The sequence below is a fragment of the Niallia sp. FSL R7-0271 genome, assembly GCF_038005785.1.
Lineage (GTDB): Bacteria > Bacillota > Bacilli > Bacillales > Cytobacillaceae > Niallia.
This window is the reverse complement of sequence record NZ_JBBOTZ010000001.1, coordinates 2,851,464-2,872,408: the sequence shown is the minus strand read 5'-3', so window position 1 is coordinate 2,872,408 and position 20,945 is coordinate 2,851,464. Positions and strand designations below refer to the sequence as shown.

General features: G+C 39.4%; 21 protein-coding genes and 2 riboswitches. Of the genes, 17 read left to right on the top strand and 4 right to left on the bottom strand.

Annotation, left to right across the window (positions count from 1 at the left end; genetic code table 11):
- Nucleotides 1-25 precede the first annotated feature (25 nt).
- The 7 genes from MKX82_RS14735 (at nt 26) to MKX82_RS14705 (ending at nt 8,117) form a co-directional block, all read left to right on the top strand.
- Complete coding sequence (locus MKX82_RS14735) at nt 26-433, top strand: DUF350 domain-containing protein (protein ID WP_233317532.1); 408 nt, start codon at nt 26-28, stop codon at nt 431-433.
- A gap of 210 nt (nt 434-643) precedes the next feature.
- Nucleotides 644-2,326: a long-chain-fatty-acid--CoA ligase gene (locus MKX82_RS14730; protein WP_341078066.1), complete on the top strand. Its 1,683-nt coding sequence runs from the start codon at nt 644-646 to the stop codon at nt 2,324-2,326.
- A gap of 5 nt (nt 2,327-2,331) precedes the next feature.
- Complete coding sequence (locus MKX82_RS14725) at nt 2,332-3,075, top strand: electron transfer flavoprotein subunit beta/FixA family protein (protein ID WP_341078064.1); 744 nt, start codon at nt 2,332-2,334, stop codon at nt 3,073-3,075.
- 15 nt (nt 3,076-3,090) lie between these two features.
- Complete coding sequence (locus tag MKX82_RS14720) at nt 3,091-4,065, top strand: electron transfer flavoprotein subunit alpha/FixB family protein (RefSeq protein WP_237941783.1); 975 nt, start codon at nt 3,091-3,093, stop codon at nt 4,063-4,065.
- 145 nt (nt 4,066-4,210) lie between these two features.
- Entirely contained in the window at nt 4,211-4,525 is a 315-nt protein-coding gene (gene trxA / locus MKX82_RS14715; protein ID WP_144456514.1) for a thioredoxin, read from the top strand.
- A 199-nt stretch (nt 4,526-4,724) separates the two neighbouring features.
- Nucleotides 4,725-6,497 (top strand): excinuclease ABC subunit UvrC, encoded by a 1,773-nt coding sequence (gene uvrC / locus MKX82_RS14710; RefSeq protein WP_237941782.1) that lies wholly within the window; start codon nt 4,725-4,727, stop codon nt 6,495-6,497.
- A gap of 84 nt (nt 6,498-6,581) precedes the next feature.
- Nucleotides 6,582-6,762: riboswitch (Lysine riboswitch) on the top strand.
- A 122-nt stretch (nt 6,763-6,884) separates the two neighbouring features.
- The gene (locus tag MKX82_RS14705; RefSeq protein ID WP_233317543.1) at nt 6,885-8,117 is read left to right on the top strand and encodes an aspartate kinase; all 1,233 of its coding nucleotides are present in this window, start codon (nt 6,885-6,887) and stop codon (nt 8,115-8,117) included.
- Nucleotides 8,118-8,154: 37 nt separating this feature from the next.
- Here the strand turns inward: MKX82_RS14705 and MKX82_RS14700 are convergent, their stop codons facing one another.
- The gene (locus MKX82_RS14700; protein WP_341078058.1) at nt 8,155-8,610 is read right to left on the bottom strand and encodes a YslB family protein; all 456 of its coding nucleotides are present in this window, start codon (nt 8,608-8,610) and stop codon (nt 8,155-8,157) included.
- Between the two features lie 506 nt (nt 8,611-9,116).
- On the opposite strand from MKX82_RS14700, the gene MKX82_RS14695 reads away from it, so the two are divergent.
- The 3 genes from MKX82_RS14695 to sdhB are packed head-to-tail and all read left to right on the top strand — an operon-like array spanning nt 9,117 to nt 12,294.
- Entirely contained in the window at nt 9,117-9,725 is a 609-nt protein-coding gene (locus MKX82_RS14695) for a succinate dehydrogenase cytochrome b558 subunit (RefSeq protein ID WP_233317547.1), read from the top strand.
- A 42-nt stretch (nt 9,726-9,767) separates the two neighbouring features.
- Nucleotides 9,768-11,531 (top strand): succinate dehydrogenase flavoprotein subunit, encoded by a 1,764-nt coding sequence (gene sdhA / locus MKX82_RS14690; RefSeq protein ID WP_233317549.1) that lies wholly within the window; start codon nt 9,768-9,770, stop codon nt 11,529-11,531.
- A gap of 1 nt (nt 11,532) precedes the next feature.
- Entirely contained in the window at nt 11,533-12,294 is a 762-nt protein-coding gene (gene sdhB, locus MKX82_RS14685; RefSeq protein WP_233317551.1) for a succinate dehydrogenase iron-sulfur subunit, read from the top strand.
- Between the two features lie 119 nt (nt 12,295-12,413).
- Here sdhB and MKX82_RS14680 read toward each other — a convergent pair whose 3' ends face one another.
- From MKX82_RS14680 to MKX82_RS14670, 3 genes are read right to left on the bottom strand one after another with little or no spacing between them, the layout of a single operon-like run.
- Complete coding sequence (locus MKX82_RS14680; protein ID WP_233317553.1) at nt 12,414-13,088, bottom strand: DUF2642 domain-containing protein; 675 nt, start codon at nt 13,086-13,088, stop codon at nt 12,414-12,416.
- Nucleotides 13,089-13,131: 43 nt separating this feature from the next.
- Entirely contained in the window at nt 13,132-14,490 is a 1,359-nt protein-coding gene (locus MKX82_RS14675) for a hypothetical protein (protein WP_341078054.1), read from the bottom strand.
- Between the two features lie 57 nt (nt 14,491-14,547).
- Nucleotides 14,548-15,063, bottom strand: a complete 516-nt coding sequence (locus MKX82_RS14670; protein WP_233318271.1) for a hypothetical protein — start codon at nt 15,061-15,063, stop codon at nt 14,548-14,550.
- 517 nt (nt 15,064-15,580) lie between these two features.
- Nucleotides 15,581-15,663, top strand: a riboswitch (cyclic di-GMP riboswitch).
- A gap of 73 nt (nt 15,664-15,736) precedes the next feature.
- Here MKX82_RS14670 and MKX82_RS14665 point away from each other — a divergent pair.
- The 7 genes from MKX82_RS14665 (at nt 15,737) to MKX82_RS14635 (ending at nt 20,944) form a co-directional block, all read left to right on the top strand.
- Complete coding sequence (locus tag MKX82_RS14665; protein ID WP_251644869.1) at nt 15,737-16,093, top strand: response regulator; 357 nt, start codon at nt 15,737-15,739, stop codon at nt 16,091-16,093.
- Between the two features lie 121 nt (nt 16,094-16,214).
- Nucleotides 16,215-16,850, top strand: a complete 636-nt coding sequence (locus tag MKX82_RS14660; RefSeq protein WP_341078052.1) for a cupin domain-containing protein — start codon at nt 16,215-16,217, stop codon at nt 16,848-16,850.
- A 219-nt stretch (nt 16,851-17,069) separates the two neighbouring features.
- Entirely contained in the window at nt 17,070-17,294 is a 225-nt protein-coding gene (gene gerE, locus MKX82_RS14655) for a spore germination transcription factor GerE (RefSeq protein WP_016201768.1), read from the top strand.
- Between the two features lie 462 nt (nt 17,295-17,756).
- On the top strand, nt 17,757-18,215 hold the full coding sequence (locus MKX82_RS14650) for a MarR family winged helix-turn-helix transcriptional regulator (protein ID WP_233318277.1): 459 nt from the start codon (nt 17,757-17,759) through the stop codon (nt 18,213-18,215).
- A gap of 10 nt (nt 18,216-18,225) precedes the next feature.
- On the top strand, nt 18,226-19,023 hold the full coding sequence (gene racE, locus MKX82_RS14645; RefSeq protein WP_233318279.1) for a glutamate racemase: 798 nt from the start codon (nt 18,226-18,228) through the stop codon (nt 19,021-19,023).
- Nucleotides 19,024-19,144: 121 nt separating this feature from the next.
- Nucleotides 19,145-20,206 carry a GerMN domain-containing protein gene (locus MKX82_RS14640; protein ID WP_341079562.1) on the top strand — a complete coding sequence of 354 codons (1,062 nt, stop codon included), beginning with the start codon at nt 19,145-19,147 and terminating at the stop codon, nt 20,204-20,206.
- A 144-nt stretch (nt 20,207-20,350) separates the two neighbouring features.
- Nucleotides 20,351-20,944, top strand: coding sequence for an XTP/dITP diphosphatase (locus MKX82_RS14635; RefSeq protein ID WP_341078039.1), 594 nt, complete (start codon nt 20,351-20,353; stop codon nt 20,942-20,944).
- The last annotated feature ends 1 nt before the right edge of the window (nt 20,945 follow it).

Here is a 20,945-nt window from a genome sequence, read left to right as displayed (position 1 = left end):
CAAGACAAGAGAGAGGAGATGCCAGATGAATGCATTTTGGAGCAATGAATATGTGAACACCGCTGGCGATTACAGTGTTGTTATCCTGAGCATCGTTGTTTTTTTATCTATATTTGAATTAGTTACAAAATATAATAACTGGGAAGAGATAAAAAAAGGGAATGTTGCTGTTGCGATGGCAACAGGCGGTAAAATATTCGGGATTGCGAATGTATTCAGGCATTCCATCATGCAGAATGACTCATTGCTGACGATGATTGCCTGGGGAATATTCGGTTTCTTCCTATTGCTGATAGGATACTTTATTTTTGAGTTTTTAACACCGAAATTTAAGATTGATGAAGAGATAAAAAATGATAACAGAGCGGTCGGTCTTATCTCTATGATTATTTCAATCGGCCTTTCCTATATAATAGGTGCAGGCATCTCCTAATGGGGTAGACCAGTTTTTTAAGTATACTGGCTGCAGATCTACAACCTTATAGAAGTTTGGCTACATTCAGAGACCAGTTTCAAGGAAACTGGTCTCTTTTGTTATTTAAAAATGCCCTTTTTATAATTTAGGCTTATTTTAAATGTCCTAAAGCTCCTTCCCGCCATATAATAAGCTAGTACAATCTCAACTATGTTAGGAGGAGCAGGTTTGGAAACAGAGAAACCTTGGCTTGAACTTTATCCAAAGGAAACAGCGAAAAATGTTTATTATAAGGCAGAAACCCTTCCCCAGCTGCTGCGCAATGCAGCAAAAGAATATCCGAAACATAAGGCAGTTCACTTTATGGGAAAGGAATTAACGTTTAAGCAAACGTATCAAAAATCATCTAAACTAGCAGCTTATTTGCAAAGCATCGGAGTGAATAAGGGAGACAGGGTTGCAGTAATGCTGCCAAATATCCCGCAAACTGTAATCAGTTTTTATGCCATTATGCTTGCCGGAGCGATTGTAGTTCCAGTAAACCCTCTTTATAAAGAAAGAGAAATTGAATTTATCCTCAATGACGCTGGCGCAAAAGTCATTATTACACTCGATATCCTTTACAACCGCGTAAAAAATGTACAAGAAATGACAAGTATAGAGCAAATACTTGTAACCTCTATCAGTGAATTCCTCCCATTCCCCAAAAATCTCGTTTATCCATATATCCAGAAAAAAGAGCATGGCATTATTCCTTCCGTCAAACATGAGGGATCTACCCATCTGTTAAAAAAAATTTGGAAAAAGCCTGTAGAAGAGTTTACAGAACACAGCCTTAACTTTGAGGAAGACTTGGCGATTATCCAGTACACAGGAGGAACAACAGGATTCCCGAAAGGCGTTATGCTAACACATCAAAACCTTGTTGCCAACACTGCTATGTGCCGCCAGTGGCTGTATAAGCTGGAGAAAGGCAAAGAAAGGCTCCTTGCAATTATGCCCCTTTTCCATGTGTATGGGATGATGACTGTGCTTGTCCTGTCTGTCATGGAGATATACAAAATGATCTTGCTTCCAAAATTTGATGCGACTACTGCACTTAAAACGATTCATAAACAAAAGCCTACCGTATTCCCTGGGGCGCCGACCATTTATATCGGCTTGTTGAACCATCCAGATATTAAAAAATATGACCTATCCTCAATCATTGCCGCTATAAGCGGTTCTGCTCCGCTTCCTAAAGAGATTATCGACCGCTTTGAAGAGAAGACTGGCGGAAAGCTGGTTGAGGGCTATGGACTGACAGAAGCCTCTCCAGTGACTCATGTTAACTTCTTATGGGATCACGATATTGTTAAAGGAAGCATAGGTGTACCGTGGCCTGGTACAGATGCTGCTGTTTTCTCGCCGGAAACGGGTGAAATGCTCCCTCCTGGAGAAATTGGTGAGCTGGCAGTTAAAGGACCACAAGTAATGAAGGGATATTGGAATAATCAAGAGGAGACAGAGCTTGTTCTAAAGGACGGATGGCTGTATACAGGCGACCTCTGTTATATGGATGAAAAGGGCTTTTTCTATATTGTTGACAGGAAGAAGGATACGATAATCGCCGGCGGCTTTAATATATATCCACGAGAAGTTGAAGAGGTTCTGTATGAGCATCCTGCCGTTCAGGAAGCAGCAGTTGTCGGTGTGAAAGACTCTTACCGCGGTGAAACAGTGAAGGCATTTATTGTGTTGAAAGAAGGAGAGCAGGTTTCAGACGATGAGCTGAATACATTTATGCGAACAAGGATGGCAACCTTTAAGGTGCCAAGAATTTATGAATTCCGTGATGAGCTGCCAAAGTCAGCGATCGGCAAAGTATTGAGAAGAGAGTTAAAGGAGAAGGAAACGGAAGAAGGGAGATAATGGGGATGAATATCATCGTCTTGCTTTCAATCGTCCTGGAAGCAAACCAGCAGCTTATGATTGAGAACGGGAAGATACAGCATACCAATTTAAAAGAAAGTGTTAATCCGCCAGATGAAGCAGCATTAGAGGAAGCTCTGCTTTTAAAGGAAGCTTACGGAGGCAGCGTTACAGTCTTGACTGTTCACCATCGGGAAGCTGAAAAACATCTTAGAAGAGCACTTGCGATGGGAGCAGACAATGCCATATTCGTAAAAACAGACGAAGACTTAGAGCCGGCTGTCATTGCTAAGCTTATTGCTGAGCAATTAAGCAGCCTGCCGTATGATCTTATCTTAGCTGGAGACTTTTCGACAAATGGGGGCTCAGGACAAGTTGGACCTAGAGTGGCAACAATATTAGGACTTCCCTTCCTTTCAAAGGCGGCAAAGCTGGAAGTAGAAAAAGAGGCTGTTTTCATAACGAAGGAGAGCAATGGAGATTTAGAGACATATAAAGGGAAATTTCCAGTTCTCCTCACAATCCCGCAAGGCCTGCATACACCTCGTTTGCCGAAGCTCTCAAGCATCATGAAGGCTAAACAAAAGCCTCTCGAAAAAAAGACAGCAGCCTATCAAAATCAAAAGGATATTCAAACAGTTGATTTCAGCTATTTCGTAAATGATCGGAAAAAGATTCTGTTGGAAGGGGAACTGGAAGACAAAGTGAAACAATTGGCGCAAATAATACAAAGCCATATACAAGAGTGACGGGAGTGAGAGAAATTGAAAAAGCGAATAGTGATTATTGCGGAAAAAAGACAGGATAAATTACATTCAGTCACATTAGAGTGCATGGAGGCAGCTACTAAAATATCCAGCGATAGCGAAATAGTTGTCTTGCTTGTCGGCGACGACGATGATGAATCAATTGCTGATGATCTTATGTATTATCACTGTGACAGAGTTGTGTTCATGAAAAACAGTAAGCTTTCCAGACCTAATGTTCATACATTGCTTCCTCTCATAAAGCAATTCATAGAAGCAGAGCAGCCTTATGCCGTGTTATTAGGACAGACGGACTTTGGCAAAACACTAGCAGCATGTCTTTCCGAATCCCTTAAACTCCCCCTAGTTTCTAATATTGTAGAAATAAAAACGGGGCCAGATAGCTTGTTTGTAACAAGACAAATTTTATCTGGAAATATTATCAACAAGGTGCAGATAAACAATCATTGTATTTTAAGCATAAAGCAAAAAGCTTGGAAAGCTGATAACAGGCTTGAGGAGAAAAAGGGAATTAAAGAGATACAATCTCCAATTGTAAACAATCCTGACTTTTCCCTTGTCCGGCTTGAGAAAAAGAGCAGCGGCAAGGAAGAACTGGCAAATGCCAACATAATTGCTGCAGCAGGCAGAGGTGTTGGAAATGAAAGTGGCTATCTTCTTGTCAAACAGCTTGCCGAGACATTAGGAGGTAAAGTTGGCGTGTCACGAGGGGCTGTTGAACTTGGCGTGTGTGATGCATCCAATCAAATTGGCCAGACAGGAGAAACAGTCGCCCCCAAAATATATATCGCATGTGGAATTTCAGGAGCTATCCAGCATCTAGTCGGCATTACGTCAGCAGATATAATTATTGCGATTAACAAGGATGAAGAAGCACCGATTTTTCAAGCATCAGATTATGGAATTGTCGGGAATGTTTTTGATGTGTTGCCATTACTAGAGAAAGGCTTGAGATCTCAAGACAGCCAATAACGAAAGTCAAGTGGGCAAAACGACTGAATAGATGCAGGAACAGATGGGAAAAATGATGGACGAAACAAATTATTAGCATCAATAGTAAAACGGTGGTATACTTTGGGATATTATCAGGTTTAACACTAAGAGGAGGCATATATAAATGGCAATTTCACATGCAACAGATCAAAACTTTTCAGAAGAAACAGGTTCAGGCGTAGTCCTTGCAGATTTTTGGGCACCTTGGTGCGGACCATGTAAAATGATTGCACCAGTATTGGAAGAATTGGATTCAGAAATTGGTGATAAAGTTAAAATCGTGAAAATCGATGTTGACGAAAACCAAGAATCAGCTTCTAAATTCGGCGTAATGAGCATCCCAACATTGTTGGTATTCAAAGACGGCGAAGTAGTCGATAAAGTTGTTGGTTTCCAACCAAAAGAAGCTCTTTCTGAGCTATTAGCTAAACACGTTTAAGACTCAAAAACAAAACCCTGGGACTTCCTAGGGTTCTTTTTTTGGCTTTTAATCAGCTTTTAGTTGGACTTTTGGAAAAATCCTCATTCCCTTCCTCCAACTTACACACACTCATAGTTGCTGAAAACGAGCTTCTGCCCTATCATATATAATAGTACTTATGTTCTGTATAAACAAGTGCGTTCAGGGAGGGACTGCAATGAACGATACAATAAAAAACAAACTGATGCTTTTGCCTGACCAGCCAGGATGCTACCTGATGAAAGACAGACAAGGAACGATCATCTATGTAGGGAAAGCAAAGGTACTTAAAAACCGCGTCCGCTCTTATTTCACTGGTTCGCATGACGGGAAAACCTTGCGGCTTGTGAATGAAATAGAGGACTTTGAATATATTATCACTTCATCTAATATAGAAGCACTTATCTTAGAGATTAATCTAATTAAAAAGCATGATCCGAAATACAATATTATGCTTAAGGACGACAAAAGTTATCCATTTATTAAGCTGACAGCAGAAAGACATCCCCGGTTAATTACGACACGTAATGTGAAAAAGGATAAAGGCAAATACTTCGGTCCATACCCTAACGTACAGGCCGCTAATGAAACGAAAAAGCTCCTTGACAGGCTTTATCCTCTTCGTAAATGCACTACATTGCCAGACAGAGTATGTCTTTATTATCATCTTGGACAATGCCTTGCTCCATGTGTAAATGAGGTGCCTCAGGAAGAATACCGCAAGATGGTTGATGAGATTACAAAGTTTCTGAATGGCGGCTATAAGGAGATAAAAAAGGAGCTCACAGCAAAAATGTCAGCTGCTGCTGAGGAGCTTGATTTTGAGCGGGCAAAAGAATACAGAGACCAGATTGCTAATATTGAAGCTACGATGGAAAAGCAAAAAATGATGATGACAGACCTTGTCGACAGAGATGTTTTTGGATATTCAGTTGACAAAGGCTGGATGTGTGTCCAAGTGTTTTTCATCAGACAAGGAAAGCTGATTGAGCGAGATGTTAGCATGTTCCCAATTTATCAAGAGCCGGAAGAAGAGATGCTCACCTATTTCGGACAATTTTATTCAAAGGCTAATCATTTCAAACCGAGAGAAATCTTAATACCAGATTCTATTCAAGGGGAAATGGTCGAAGAGCTTCTTGGTGTGAAAGTGATTAAACCGCAAAGAGGTCAGAAAAAGGACCTAGTATTGTTGGCAAATAAAAATGCCAAAAATGCTCTTCATGAAAAATTTGCTTTAATTGACAGAGACGAAGAGCGCACAATCAAAGCAGTAGAGAATTTAGGAAGCCAGATGGGGATTTACACGCCGCACAGAATTGAAGCCTTTGATAACAGTAATATTCAAGGAACAAACCCAGTTTCGGCCATGATTGTGTTTGTTGACGGAAAACCGGCGAAAAAGGAATACAGGAAGTATAAGATAAAGTCAGTTCAAGGACCGGATGATTATGAATCGATGCGGGAGGTTGTGCGCAGAAGATATCAGCGCGTATTAAAAGATGGACTGCCAATGCCAGATTTGATTCTTGTTGATGGAGGGAAAGGTCATATTGAGGCTGTCAAAGAAATTCTCCTCGATGAACTGGCACTTGATATTCCGGTTGCAGGCTTGGCGAAAGACGATAAGCACAGAACTTCCCAGCTGCTTTACGGAAATCCGCTTGAAATTATACCGCTGGCACGAAACAGCCAGGAGTTCTATCTCCTGCAGCGTATTCAAGACGAAGTCCATCGGTTTGCGATTACCTTTCATCGTCAAGTGCGCTCGAAAAATGCCTTCCAGTCTATGCTTGATGACATTGCAGGGATTGGAGAAAAACGTCGTAAGCTCCTGTTAAAAACATTTGGATCTGTTAAAAAGATGAAAGAGGCATCGATTACTGACTTCACAAATATCGGAATTCCAGCTGCTGTTGCAGAGGAGCTTCTTGAAAAATTAAAAGATTGATTGTATTTTTATGCAAAAAAATAAAAAATAGCGTTGTTAAGCTGAAAACCATATGCTATAATGATGGCAACTTATAACTTAATAAGTGAAGGTAGAGGTGCGAGCTTCAATAGTAATAATTCGGAGAAGGATGAGCTTCATTGAAGAATTATGAAAGGGAAGATCGCCGAAGTGAAGGGATAACTCATCGTTCCTTTGCTGGTTTTGCATTGAATAAATGTAAGACTGTCAAAACAAGGAACTGTTTTGGAGAGCTATCTCGCTGTTTGTGCACATTTATATGTATTTACCTGCACGGCAATGAGATGTTCTCATTGCCTTTTTTGTTTGCAAAAAAAGGTGATAGAACAGAGCTTCTAAGAAGAGAAAAGAAGGTAGGGAATAGCTGTGGGATTAGTAGTTCAAAAATTTGGCGGAACATCTGTCGGAAGTGCAGAGAGAATTAAACATGTTGCCGAAAGAGTAATGGAAGAAAAAAATCGTGGGAATGACGTCGTTGTCGTCGTTTCAGCAATGGGAAAAACAACGGATTCATTAGTAAAACTAGCTGGTGAAATTACAGAAAAGCCGAGCAAACGAGAAATGGATGTACTCCTGTCAACAGGAGAACAAATCACAATCAGTTTACTTGCTATGGCTCTGAATGAAAAGAATATAGATGCCATTTCGTTTACAGGCTGGCAGGCAGGCATGGAGACAGAAGCAGTCCATGGCAATGCCCGCATATTAAATATAAAAACAGAGAGAATCGAAGAACATCTGATGGATGGCAAGGTTGTCATTGTCGCAGGCTTCCAAGGAATCACAGAAGGCGGAGACATTACAACACTTGGCCGCGGCGGTTCTGATACGACTGCGGTAGCTCTAGCAGCTGCGTTAAAGGCAGATAAATGCGATATTTATACGGATGTTACAGGTGTATATACGACAGATCCGCGCTTTGTAAAAGAAGCAAGAAAACTGCTGTCCATTTCATATGATGAAATGCTAGAATTGGCAAACCTTGGCGCAGGGGTATTGCATCCACGAGCAGTTGAATATGCGAAAAACTATCAAATGCCGCTTGTGGTCCGTTCAAGCATGGAACAAGAAGAAGGAACTATCATCGAGGAGGAAGTATCAATGGAACAAAATTTAGTAGTACGCGGAGTCGCTTTTGAAGATAATATTACGAGTGTAACGGTGTTTGGGCTGAAAGATCCGCTAACTAGCCTTTCCACTATCTTTTCTACATTGGCTTCACATCACATCAATGTGGATATTATCATACAAAGCTTGACTGAAAGCAAAGGAACGAACCTTTCCTTCTCCATTAAGGACAGTGATTTAGGAGAAACAGTTAAGGTCCTTGAAGAAAACAAAGCAGTGCTTGGCTATGATAGAGTTGCGTCAGAGCAAGGACTTGCGAAAGTCTCTATTGTCGGCTCTGGCATGATTTCCAATCCAGGTGTTGCTGCAGACATGTTCAAAGTGCTGGCAGAACAAGATATTGTGATAAAAATGGTAAGCACATCAGAAATTAAGGTGTCTACTGTTATTGAGAAAAGCAATATGGTGAAAGCAGTCGAAACACTTCATGATGCGTTCGATTTGAGCAATTTACCGGTTATTAATGCATAACAACAATAAAAAGGTCCTCAAGAAAGAGGACCTTTTTTTATACAGGATCTTTGCTGTCCCAGCGGACAGTGATAGTAATTTTTTTGCCGCGTCGTTTTGGATCTTCAAACGCTTCTGCAACTACTTCTTTTAATTGTTCGTGCTGCTGTGCAAGGTAGCCTGCTTCCAACTGGAATGTGCATTTGCCCTTTTCCTTCAGCCTTTGTTCAATTAATGGACTTGTAATGCTATATTCCATCTCATTTTTATTTGCTTTCATGATTTCAAGCTGACCCCAGCCTGCTTTTTCAAAAAAAGCAGCTGCCCCTTCCAAGTGGTCAAGGGGGAAAGTTCGGGCAATTCTTTTGCCAGCCCAATAAAGGATATCCGGAGTATCTCTTCCAAGCAAGTCAGGTATTAAAATTTCACGCAGCAATTCGTATCCATAGGCAGGTACTGTAAGAGAGTCTTCCTCTACTTTCGTTATTCTTTCTTCTGTTGTAATCTCGCTCAATTGCCTCTCTCCTCTTTCTACAATTCTATTAAATATATGTTATTAAATTCATTAAATGCATCGTAAATTTCGACAAAAAATATATCGCTTTAATAGTATACTTTAAAATCTAGAAAAAAACATAGCGATATGGGAATAATAACAGGAAAATCAGGTCTATTTTATTAGTTCTGTATGGCAAAATAACACATCATATAAAGCTTTAAGCCAAGCAAGAAAAAGCTAGGAGAAAAAGCAGGCTTAATCTTACTGCCATCTGCTCTATCAGCTTCTATTATTTTTCCCTTAGGTCCAAAGTTTCTATGCGGTAAAATAAAGTAGAAATTTTTCCAAGAGCAAAATCATATAATAAAAAAGGATAAAGAAATCTGGAATAATTGTATCCGTTTTCTTGACCGAGATTTTTATTGGGAGTACAATGAAATTGTCACAGAATTGTAAGTTTTCTATCTTGTAATCGCTTTTATGAGGAAAAAGAACTATTTCATCATTAGGGGGGGAAAAGTATGGCAAAAAATCGAGAGTTTCTATTCAGAAGATTACATTCTTTACTGGGGGTTATCCCAGTCGGTGTATTTTTGATCCAGCATTTGGTTGTCAATCATTTTGCTACAAAGGGACCGGAATCATTTAATAAGGCAGCTGCCTTTATGGAGCATTTGCCGTTCCGATACTTTTTAGAAATTTTCGTGATTTTTTTACCAATTATTTATCACGCTGTATACGGTATTTATATTGCTTTTACAGCCAAGAACAATACGAAGAAATATGGATATTTCCGAAATTGGATGTTTTATATCCAGAGGGTTACTGGAATTGTAACATTGATATTCATTGTATGGCATGTTTGGGAAACACGGGTAGCTGCTCAAATGGGGAAAGAAGTCAATTATAATATGATGGAGGAAATCTTAGGAAATCCTTGGATGTTTGCCTTTTATTTAGTTGGTGTAATCTCCACTATATTCCATTTCTCTAACGGGTTATGGTCATTCTGTGTCAGCTGGGGAATTACAGTTACTCCTAAATCACAAAGAATTAGTACATATGTTACGATTGGAATTTTCATTATCTTATCAACAATCGGCGTACGAGCGCTGTTAGCTTTTGTATAGAAACTAGAATGATAGAGCACTAGATTAAGGGAGTGGAATAAAATGAGTAAAGGGAAAGTCATTATTGTAGGCGGTGGTTTAGCAGGATTAATGGCCACAATCAAAGTAGCGGAAACTGGGACACCTGTCGAATTGTTTTCCCTTGTGCCAGTCAAGCGTTCCCATTCTGTTTGTGCACAAGGCGGCATAAACGGTGCGGTAAACACGAAAGGGGAAGGGGATTCTCCTTGGGAGCATTTTGATGATACTGTATACGGCGGGGATTTCTTAGCAAACCAGCCGCCAGTTAAAGCGATGGCAGAAGCTGCACCAGGGATTATTCATTTGTTGGACCGCATGGGCGTAATGTTCAACAGGACACCAGAAGGACTTCTTGATTTCCGCCGTTTTGGAGGAACACAGTATCACCGGACAGCATTCGCTGGAGCAACGACTGGACAGCAGCTTTTGTATGCATTGGATGAGCAAGTACGCCGATACGAGGTAGATGGACTAGTTGTTAAATATGAGGGCTGGGAATTCCTTGGAGCAGTCCTTGATGACGAAGGTGTCTGCCGCGGTATAAGAGCGCAAGACTTAAAAACAATGGAGATTAAAGCTTTCCCTGGTGATGCTGTTATTATGGCAACAGGCGGACCTGGCATCATCTTTGGTAAATCGACAAACTCTGTTATCAATACAGGATCTGCCGCTGCCATCACTTATCAACAGGGCGCTTACTATGCAAACGGGGAGTTCATCCAAATTCATCCAACTGCTATTCCTGGCGATGATAAACTCCGCCTGATGAGTGAATCAGCAAGGGGTGAAGGCGGAAGGGTCTGGACCTATAAAGATGGAAAACCATGGTACTTCCTTGAAGAAAAATATCCTGCATACGGCAATCTTGTGCCAAGGGATATTGCGACAAGGGAAATCTTCCATGTTTGTGTAGACCAAAAGCTTGGCATCAACGGAGAAAATATGGTGTATTTGGACTTGTCCCATAAGAATCCGAAGGAGCTTGACATAAAACTCGGCGGTATCATTGAAATATATGAAAAATTCATGGGCGATGATCCTCGAAAAGTGCCAATGAAAATATTCCCGGCAGTTCATTATTCAATGGGCGGATTATGGGTCGATTATGATCAAATGACAAACATCCCTGGCTTATTTGCTGCAGGGGAATGCGATTATTCTCAGCATGGTGCAAACCGGTTAGGAGCGAACAGCTTGCTGTCTGCCATTTACGGCGGTATGGTTGTTGGTCCGAATGCAGTCAAATACATTAACGGTTTGAGCAAAAGTGCAGAAGACCTATCCTCTACCCTATACGATCAAGCAGTCAAAGAAGAACAAGGAAAATGGGATAGTATTATGAAGCTGGACGGAACGGAAAATGCCTATGTGCTTCATAAGGAATTAGGGGAATGGATGACAGATAACGTAACAGTAGTTCGTTATAATGACAAACTTCAAGATACAGATAACAAAATCCAGGAATTGCTGGAGCGCTATAAAAACATCAATATTAATGATACAGCGAAATGGAGCAATCAAGGAGCAGTGTTTACACGCCAGCTTCAAAATATGCTTCAGCTGGCAAGGGTAATCACAATTGGAGCATATAACCGTAATGAAAGCCGCGGCGCTCACTATAAACCTGATTATCCAGACAGAAATGATGAAGACTTCTTGAAGACAACAATGGCAAAGTTCGTATCAGAAAGTGAAGCACCTCAATTCCATTATGAGGATGTTGATACATCACTAATTACGCCTAGAAAACGGGATTATTCGAAACAAAAAGAAGGAGTGAAATAAGATGGGGGAAGCAAGTACGGTTACATTTCTGATAACAAGACAAGATGATCCTGATTCAGCACCCTATTCAGAAGAATTTAAATTGCCATACAGACCGAACATGAATGTTATCTCTGCCCTAATGGAAATACGAAGAAATCCAGTCAACAGCAAAGGGGAAAAAACAACTCCAATTTCCTGGGATATGAACTGCCTGGAGGAAGTATGCGGAGCTTGTTCGATGGTCATCAACGGAAGACCAAGACAGTCATGCACAGCATTAGTCGACCAGCTTGAACAGCCGATCCGCTTGGAACCGATGCGCACATTCCCAGTTGTCAGAGACTTGCAGGTCGACAGAACCCGCATGTTTGACAGCTTGAAAAAGGTGAAGGCATGGATTCCAATCGATGGTACTTATGATCTTGGACCAGGACCGAGAATGCCTGAAAAGAAAAGACAATGGGCATATGAACTGTCTAAATGCATGACATGCGGTGTTTGCTTAGAAGCTTGCCCGAATGTGAACAGCAAATCGGATTTTATTGGACCAGCTCCATTATCCCAAGTGCGTCTCTTTAATGCCCATCCGACAGGAGCGATGAATAAGTCAGAGCGCCTTGAACAAATTATGGGAGATGGAGGGCTTGCAAATTGCGGCAATTCCCAAAACTGTGTTCAATCTTGTCCAAAAGGAATTCCATTGACCACTTCCATTGCAGCATTGAACAGAGATACCACCTTTGAAGCATTCAAGAGCTTTTTTGGCAGTGATAGTGTTTAATAAAAAAGAGATGGCTGAGAAAAAAAGCCATCTCCTTTTTATTTTCATCAAAGACAGAAAATATAAAAGGAAAGGCAAAAGAAAAACATCTTCCCTGAGATGTTTTTTAGTTGTCTTTATTATGGTAAGTGAACCGATTTTAAATGGGCTAGCTTCCAATAAACAGGTATACCCTCGGCTGTAATTATCTCTATAATATTGTTGGAAATATTTTTTACTAAACCAATCTTGTCAGGAGCATCTCCTAAATCAAATACAAGTAATTGGTCAGCATGTTTTTTTAATTGTTCTTCAAAAGTGCGGGCTAAAGGTATAGTGGAGGGGACAATGGGGAGATCTGCGTTATTCAAAGTATAGGGTGTTAAATTAGAAGTATAGGGAATAAGCCATTTTATGTGATGCATGGAAATGAAAATAGTCTTAAAAACTGGTGAGTAAAATACAATATAGTCATTCAAAATATTAGTAATATAGCCATGAATGGACTTATTTCCTGTGACAAATAATTCTATAAACTGCCCCTTCGCATTATTTAGGATTTTGCGATATGAAATGTTTTCACTAGCATCTTGAAATGGCAAATCTCCGCCAGTTGTATCAATGGTGAATTCCGATTCTCCTTTAAGCGATTTTTTTATATTATGGACATGGTTAAGCGGAATATAAAGGTACTTTTCGCCATCATTTATCACGATAATATCTAGGCCGTTGTCCAAGAGAACTCCGGAAAACACAGTTTTTCCTGATATTTCAACCTTTACATACTCATTTTGCAATTTTTTTATGCTATCCATCTATTCACTTCCTTAAAAAAAGCAAGTAATTAAAATACTCCCATCATTTCTTTGATTTTTTTAGTCGTTCTTCTCTGATTTTCTTGTACATATATTCGGCATGTTTCATTAAGGCAAAATACTGCTTCTCCAGTGCGAGTTTTTGATCTTTTGCATTAATTATCTGTGTTTTTACATCTGTTTTTGTATTATTTGTAGTATTTAAAGGAACTTCCTGAACTTCCGCTTCCTTTTTCTTTTCTTGTTCAGTGTGGCTTTTTTTGCTTCTTAAAGAAGAGCCTAAGGGATTAAGAGGATGCTTAAAGATACTATCTGCTGCTGTATTGTTCTCCGTCGGTTTCACTTCTTTCTTTGGAGAAACTTGATCACTTTCAGCTTTAGGAGATTTTTCCAAAGTGTCAGCACTTCCTTTGTATTTTTGTGATAGAACATTTGTCAAAAAGTCATGCAGTGTATTATCTTGTTTCTTGTTCTTTCTTGGTGGCAAATCAGCATAGCCGTTGTTTGTTTCACGAACACCACTTATGATAGGGTCTGATTCGACTGAGACCGCATCTGCAACTGGTTCCGTGTTGAAAGCAGAGACCGCATCTGCAACTGGTTCCGTGTTGAAAGCAGAGACCGTATCTGCAACTGGTTCCGTGTTGAAAGCAGAGACCGTATCTTCAGCTGGTTCCGTGTTGAAAGCAGAGACCGTATCTTCAGCTGGATCTGTGTTGAAAGCAGAGACCGCCTCTTCAGCTGGATCTGTGTTGAAATCAGAAACTGTATCTTCAACTGAGTTTGTGCTGAAATCGTAGACCTCACTTTTAACTGGTTCTGTGCTGTGTTCGGAGTCAGCATCATTTCTTGTTCCTGTATCATAATCAGCAGCAGTTTCCTTAGATGATTCGCTGTTTTCTGCTACTTCTTCCATACGGATTTGTGAAGAATCATCTTCTTTATTAGACGACTGCTCCTGATTAGAAGAAGGACTATTATCCTCTTGCAGGCCATTAAAGATATTAATGATAGAGGTTTTAAGGATATACATTTGTTCTTCCTTATTAATTAAAATTAAGAAGTCGTCGGTCACTTTACTAAGCATCCCTTTAAAAACCTGATTGGAGTTGCAAGTAATGGTCACCCAACTGTAACGTAATTCCTCTAATAATTCATTTAAGTCTTTTTTAGTCTCAAGTGGAAATTCTAAAGGTAATGGATTATTGTCTTTTGCATTTTTTGTAATAGCATGAATCTGGTCTAATGCGAAATAGTAGATGTTTCCATTCGTTTCTAGAATTAAATGATCCTCTTTTACATCGAGTAATGTGCCTTCCACATATTGATCTTTATTTAGGAAAAGTCGTATCTTGAATCTTTTCAGTCTATCAAGTGCATTGGAAAAAGTGAATTCTCCCATAAGAACCACCTCCTAAATGAGAGTCGCTTCTATAAAAGAAGCGACTAATCATAATGATTATTTTTCACTGCCCTTTTCTTCTGTTTTTTCTTCCTTCTTATCATTCTTATTTTCTTCTTGTTTCTCAGACTCATCTTTCTTTGGTTTTTCAATTTTGAGTCCATAGCTGATATTGTGGATGTGGAATGTAGCAATTCTGATAATCTCTTCATTATGAACGATTGTAATATACTCTAGGTTAATGTCATCCAATACGCCTTCAACTGACTCTTTGCCACCGCGATTGATTTTTACCCAATTGTATTTTAAGCTTTCCATTACTTCAAAAAGAGTTGGAGCAGTTACAAATGTGAATAATTCTGGTATTTCAAGTTCAAATGGAAGACCCTTTTTTGTGTTCTCTGTCAGGCTTTTGATGTGATGTGTTAAATAATAAACGACACCATCTGCTTCAGTAAGAAGAGTGAAATGGTCTTCGCTAACTCCTAATAATTTCCCGATACGAGACTCAGGGCCTCCCCTATCCACTTTAATTGTTTTACCTACTAATGTCTGTAATACTTCTTTATTCATCTCCAAATAACCTCCTAGTTATGTTTTCCATGTATGATATGTGTCAGGGCAAGACAATGTACTATGTTACCTGCCTATTTATGTAAATGACTCTTTTTTGTGCATGTATTAATTAGGCATTATATTTATAATTGCAATGCCGGGATATAGGGCAAACGTATATTTTTATAGATATCAGTAAAATTCCGAACAAAAATTATAATAAATCATACAATTAACCAAAAAAGAAAATGATTAATTTTTGGGGTATATTTGAAATTTAAAGAAAATGGAAGGTTGGGAGATAGAATTGTTGGATTCTGTAATGAAAAGAAAGGATCTCATAAAAAATAGACCTTACTTTGTACGTGTTGGTAGTAGGCAATCAAGTATACATATTAAAATCTGGGATATAGTCTAATTGTATTCCAATTTTTTTTTTAGGTGAAAGGATTTTTGTTGCTCATTTAACAAGCTGTTTATGTTCTTTCATTTCCTTATAAAAACAACTATATAGTTGAAAAATACTGTGCTATGATAAAATCATTGGCAAATTTTACGAAAGTAAAAGACGCAAAGCCACGGGCCTAAAGCAACAGCAATGGCAGCCGGGCTGCCAGGAATCTTAAGTCCTGCATACATACAAATTACTCCTTTCTTAAGTTTGCCAAAGTTAGAATTAGGAGTGGTAACATTGGAAGTCAGGGTTGTTATTGCAGACGACTCTTTATTTATGAGAACTTACATAAAAAATCTATTAAATAACAGCAAATACAAAGTCATCGGGGAAGCATCTGACGGCTGTGAGGCTGTATCGGTATACAAAGAGCTGAAGCCGGACATCCTTATCCTCGATTTAACGATGGATTGTATGGATGGGATGACAGCATTGCAAAGGATTATGGAATTTGATTGTGCTGCAAGAATCATTATTTGTTCCGCGATGGGACAAAGCAGGAATGTTACAGCTGCTTTAAAGCATGGTGCGAAGGATTTCATCGTAAAGCCATATTTTGAACGATTCCTGCTGACATTAGATAACATATCATAGAGAAGGAGGGTGCCTTTTACGGTATCCTTCTTTTTTTATAAATTAGGGTGAGTGTCACGCTTTTTGCCATTTTTCATACAATACGTTGTAGCACTTTAACAAGAAATGGGGACTGTATGCGATGCCAACCTCCTATATGGACTATACAAAGCCTAATATCAGCTATTTTTCTGACGTTAATAGGAATCGTCTAAACACTCGAAATGCTGATAATTATATTAACCGACTAGGCAGGGATGTGTTAAACACACTCGGTGAGGTTTCTTTATTAGATATTTACTTGAGCAATAAAAAAGTGGTCGAACCTCATTACCATCAGAACGCTGCAGAACTTGTCTACTGTATATCTGGATCTGCAGTTGTCTCACTTATCAATCCATTTACCAATAAAGTATCCAATATTCCCATTAAGCCAGGTCAAGTAGCCAACATTCCCCAAGGCTGGTGGCATTGGGAAATAGCCTCGGAAGATAGAACTCATCTGCTTGCCATCTTTGACGCTCCGTACCCTGAATATATATTTGGTTCTGATATCCTTACAAAAACACCAGTCGAAGTGCTCGCTCACACGTATTGTCTCGACCCAGTCCAATTAAAAAAAACACTTGCACCATTAAAGAATGAAACGATAGTAATTGGACCAACAGACGAATGTGTCCAAACACAGCACAGTCGAAATAATGAAACTTCTTATTATAATCACGGATATTATCCCTACAGCACGCAGCAGCCATATTATCCTAATGGCCGTTATTAAAGGACACGATAGATTGGAAAAGTAATGCCTTGTCCTGCGAATTGTAGGGAAATTCAGAACTAAAGGGAAAGCGTATATCAAGCGTATAACGATAAAAAATGCCGTCCATTTTAAGGATATACAGTCACTCCAATGCTTTTCCCCACATAATATATTCAGACTATAAAATATACCCATCCCATAGTTCATAGCTGGCAAAGGCAAGGAGGGTTACACTACTTGAAGGAGAATGAATTTACTCACAAGCCATTATTAACAAAAAGGGAAAGAGAAGTATTTGAACTGTTGGTCCAAGACAAAACGACCAAGGAAATCGCGAGTGATTTGTTCATCAGCGAAAAAACAGTTCGCAACCATATTTCTAATGCGATGCAGAAGCTGGGCGTTAAGGGGCGTTCACAGGCTGTTGTAGAACTCCTAAGAATGGGAGAACTAGAGCTATAAGCTAACGAAAGGTGACTTTATAAAAAGCTGACTAAAAGAATCCTACCAATGGGAAGGATTACTTACGGCTTTTTATGTCACCTTTCAAAGTTTTACCTGAAAAAATACATAATGAGTTGCAAAAAGAAGCTGTGTCAAAAGTACTTAAAATAACAAATCCGAATTATTATGCGATATTCTAATGAAACTTGCTCATAATAGTTTGGTTTTTTTCTGTTGGATAAAATGATTGAAGGCCTTAACGGAGTGGAACGGAGGTACTCGATATCTCGGCTATAAGAGAAAATTATTTATTATTCATTTTTAAAGATATATTTTGTATTGTTCAAGCCTCTTTTTAGTTGTCACAGCAATATAAAGGCATTTTAGTCTATACGTTTACGATTTGCCCAATCTAGACTATAATTATTATTAAGTAATGAGGATGATAGATAAATTGGACAGATAATAGGAGATGTAGCAATGAATGTAGAAGAAAAAAACTCAAAAGAGTATTTAGATATGATAGCAATCATTGAAAAAGATATGAGATACATTTCTGGAATCATTAAGCAGAAGGGTCGGGAAATCCTAAGTAATTATACGATTACTCCGCCTCAATTTGTTGCATTGCAATGGCTTTTTGAAGATGGGGACATGACAATCGGCGAATTATCTAATAAAATGTATCTTGCCTTCAGCACAACGACTGATTTAGTAGATCGGATGGAAAAGAACGAATTGGTGCAGCGTGTCAAAGACCCGAATGACCGCCGTGTCGTGCGCATCCATTTATTAGATGAAGGAAAAAGGCTGATTGACGAAGTAATCAAAAAAAGACAAATGTATTTACAAGAAGTGTTGGGTAATTACTCACTAGAAGAAGTTGGACATTTGAAAGACAACTTTATTAGACTACATCAAGAAATGCGGGAAAAATGAGGCGGTAAGTTTGGATAGACCAATAGGTGTTATAGATTCTGGAGTTGGCGGTTTGACTGTTGCAAAAGAAATCATGCGGCAGCTGCCAAATGAAAAGATTATTTATTTAGGTGATACAGCAAGATGTCCATATGGACCAAGATCTGGAGAAGAAGTAAAAGCATTCACATGGGAATTGACAAGATTTCTGTTGCAGAAAAACATTAAGATGCTTGTCATTGCCTGTAATACAGCAACAGCTGTTGCCCTTGACGAAATAAAGGAGCAGCTGTCCATTCCTGTCATCGGTGTGATTGTTCCCGGAGCTAGAACTGCAATTAAAGTGACGAGGAACAATTATATAGGCATGATTGGAACTATCGGTACGGTGAAAAGTAAAGCATATGAAAAGGCTCTTAAGCAAATAAACAAAAAAGTCCGCACGGAAAGTCTTGCATGCCCTAAATTCGTTCCCCTTGTGGAAAGCGGAGAGTACGATGGACCGGTAGCGAAACGCATCGTCAGACAAACGCTTGCTCCTTTTAAAGGCAGTGACATTGACACACTGATTCTTGGTTGTACACACTATCCTCTTTTAGAAAAAGTGATAAGAGAGGAAATGGGGGACAAGGTTAAGGTGATCAGCTCCGGTGCTGAGACAGCGCGGGAAGTAAGTACAATTCTTGCTCACAGTGAACAGCTGGCATCACCCCAGGAAAAGAACGAGCATGAGTTTTATACAACAGGTTCCAGCGATATCTTTGCAAGAATTGCATCAGATTGGCTCGACCAGAAAATTGAAGCAGTAGAGACGATTAAACTCTCCTAAAGACTAGGCAGCTTATGCTTAGTCTTTTTTATATGGATTAAAAAAAATTTGGAGAGCTCGGTCTAAATTTAGAAATAGCTCGTATACATATTAGTACAAACTGTCTTAGGAGTGATTAATGATGTCTAAGAATAAAAAGCTAACGATTTTGTCTGCTGCATTCGTATCAACAGTTATGCTATCTGGCTGTGGCCTTTTTGGTGGAGATAGTGGAAAAGAGAGTGTCGATCCGCCGCAAGAAACTACATATACGGATAATGCGGCAGAGGAAACGGCAGCCAAGGCTGGAGAAGAAGCAACTGCAGCTGATTCCATGCCAATCGAGCTTTATTTAGTCGATAAAGATGGATTTGTTGTTCCGCAAACCTTAAATATCCCTAAAACTAACAGTGTTGCGAAGGAAAGCCTTGAGTATTTAGTGAAGGATGGTCCTGTCACAGAAATGCTGCCAAACGGCTTCCAAGGCGTGCTTCCTGCTGGCACAAGTGTTAGTGTTAATATTAAGGATAAAGTTGCTACAGTTGATTTCTCAAAAGAGTTTAATGACTACGAAGCAAGTGATGAGTCAAAAATTATGCAGTCCATTACATGGACATTAACTCAGTTTGATACAATTGATTCCGTTAAACTGCAAGTTAATGGCAAAGAATTGAAAGAAATGCCTGTAGCTAAAACCCCGCTTCAAAGTACCTTGACAAGAGCAGACGGAATCAATATTGATACGAAAGATGTTGCCGACATCACAAACACAAAACCGCTTACGGTTTACTATGTTGGCGGAGAGACTGGCGAATACTACTATGTACCAGTAACAAAGCGTGTTAGCAATTCAGAAGAAAATAATATTGCTGCTGCAGTAGGGGAGCTTGCGGAAGGCCCTGGAACAGGATCTGCTTTGGCAACATTTATGGAGCAAGATGTAGCGCTGTTGGATGACCCTGTTGTCACAGATGGAAAAGTTACATTAAACTTCAATGAGTCTATTTATAACAGCGCAGATGGAGAAGAAAAAACTGTTTCTGATGATCTGTTAAATTCCTTAGTGCTGTCACTGACAGAACAGGAAGGAATTGAAAGTGTCGCTATTACGGTGAACGGTGAACAAGACCTTGTTAATGAGGAAGGAAAAAGCCTCACAGAACCAGTGTCTCGTCCTGAAAAAGTTAATACTGGAAGTTTCTAATAAGAAGGCTGCGCTTATGCAGCCTTTTTTAGTTTGTAGGAACTTTTCATATATGATTGGACTGTCCTATTTTTTGATAGTAAAATGTAAGAAGAAAAATCAAGAGTTACATAATTAAAAAACGCAGCAGGAAGTGGGAGCAAAATGAAAGAAGTTATTATCGCAACAAAAAACCGAGGCAAAGCGAAAGAATTTGTGGAAATGTTTGAACCACTAGGCTACTCTGTCAAAACATTGCTTGATTACCCAGCAATAGACGATGTAGAAGAAACAGGCACTACATTCGAGGAAAATGCGGTATTAAAGGCAGAGACAGTGTCTAAGCTGTTAGGAAAGGTCGTTATTTCCGATGATTCCGGATTGATGGTTGATGCATTAGAAGGCAGACCAGGTGTCTATTCTGCTCGCTATGCAGGGGAGCAGAAAAATGACCAGGCAAATATGGATAAAGTTCTAAGAGAATTAGAAGGAGTTCCGCATGAAAAGCGAACAGCACGCTTTTGCTGTACCTTAGCTATTGCTAATCCGGAAAACAGAACACAAACCTTCACAGGAACTTGCGAAGGCGTTATTTTAGAGGAAAAAAGAGGAGAATACGGCTTTGGCTATGATCCAATTTTCTTTGTAAAAGAAGAAGGGAAAGCAATGGCTGAATTGCCGCCAGAAAAGAAAAACAGCATCAGCCACAGAGCGAATGCACTGAAAAAACTAAAAGAACAGCTGCCAGATGTTCTTTAAG

Coding starts and splice junctions, on each gene's coding strand:
- MKX82_RS14695 (WP_233317547.1), top strand. CDS start 9,117: ATGGCAAAAAATCGAGAGTTTCTATTCAGAAGATTACATTCTTTACTG.
- MKX82_RS14680 (WP_233317553.1), bottom strand. CDS start 13,088: ATGGATAGCATAAAAAAATTGCAAAATGAGTATGTAAAGGTTGAAATA.
- MKX82_RS14650 (WP_233318277.1), top strand. CDS start 17,757: ATGAATGTAGAAGAAAAAAACTCAAAAGAGTATTTAGATATGATAGCA.
- uvrC (WP_237941782.1), top strand. CDS start 4,725: ATGAACGATACAATAAAAAACAAACTGATGCTTTTGCCTGACCAGCCA.
- MKX82_RS14640 (WP_341079562.1), top strand. CDS start 19,145: ATGTCTAAGAATAAAAAGCTAACGATTTTGTCTGCTGCATTCGTATCA.
- MKX82_RS14735 (WP_233317532.1), top strand. CDS start 26: ATGAATGCATTTTGGAGCAATGAATATGTGAACACCGCTGGCGATTAC.
- MKX82_RS14635 (WP_341078039.1), top strand. CDS start 20,351: ATGAAAGAAGTTATTATCGCAACAAAAAACCGAGGCAAAGCGAAAGAA.
- MKX82_RS14725 (WP_341078064.1), top strand. CDS start 2,332: ATGAATATCATCGTCTTGCTTTCAATCGTCCTGGAAGCAAACCAGCAG.
- trxA (WP_144456514.1), top strand. CDS start 4,211: ATGGCAATTTCACATGCAACAGATCAAAACTTTTCAGAAGAAACAGGT.
- sdhA (WP_233317549.1), top strand. CDS start 9,768: ATGAGTAAAGGGAAAGTCATTATTGTAGGCGGTGGTTTAGCAGGATTA.
- MKX82_RS14660 (WP_341078052.1), top strand. CDS start 16,215: ATGCCAACCTCCTATATGGACTATACAAAGCCTAATATCAGCTATTTT.
- MKX82_RS14675 (WP_341078054.1), bottom strand. CDS start 14,490: ATGGGAGAATTCACTTTTTCCAATGCACTTGATAGACTGAAAAGATTC.
- MKX82_RS14670 (WP_233318271.1), bottom strand. CDS start 15,063: ATGAATAAAGAAGTATTACAGACATTAGTAGGTAAAACAATTAAAGTG.
- sdhB (WP_233317551.1), top strand. CDS start 11,533: ATGGGGGAAGCAAGTACGGTTACATTTCTGATAACAAGACAAGATGAT.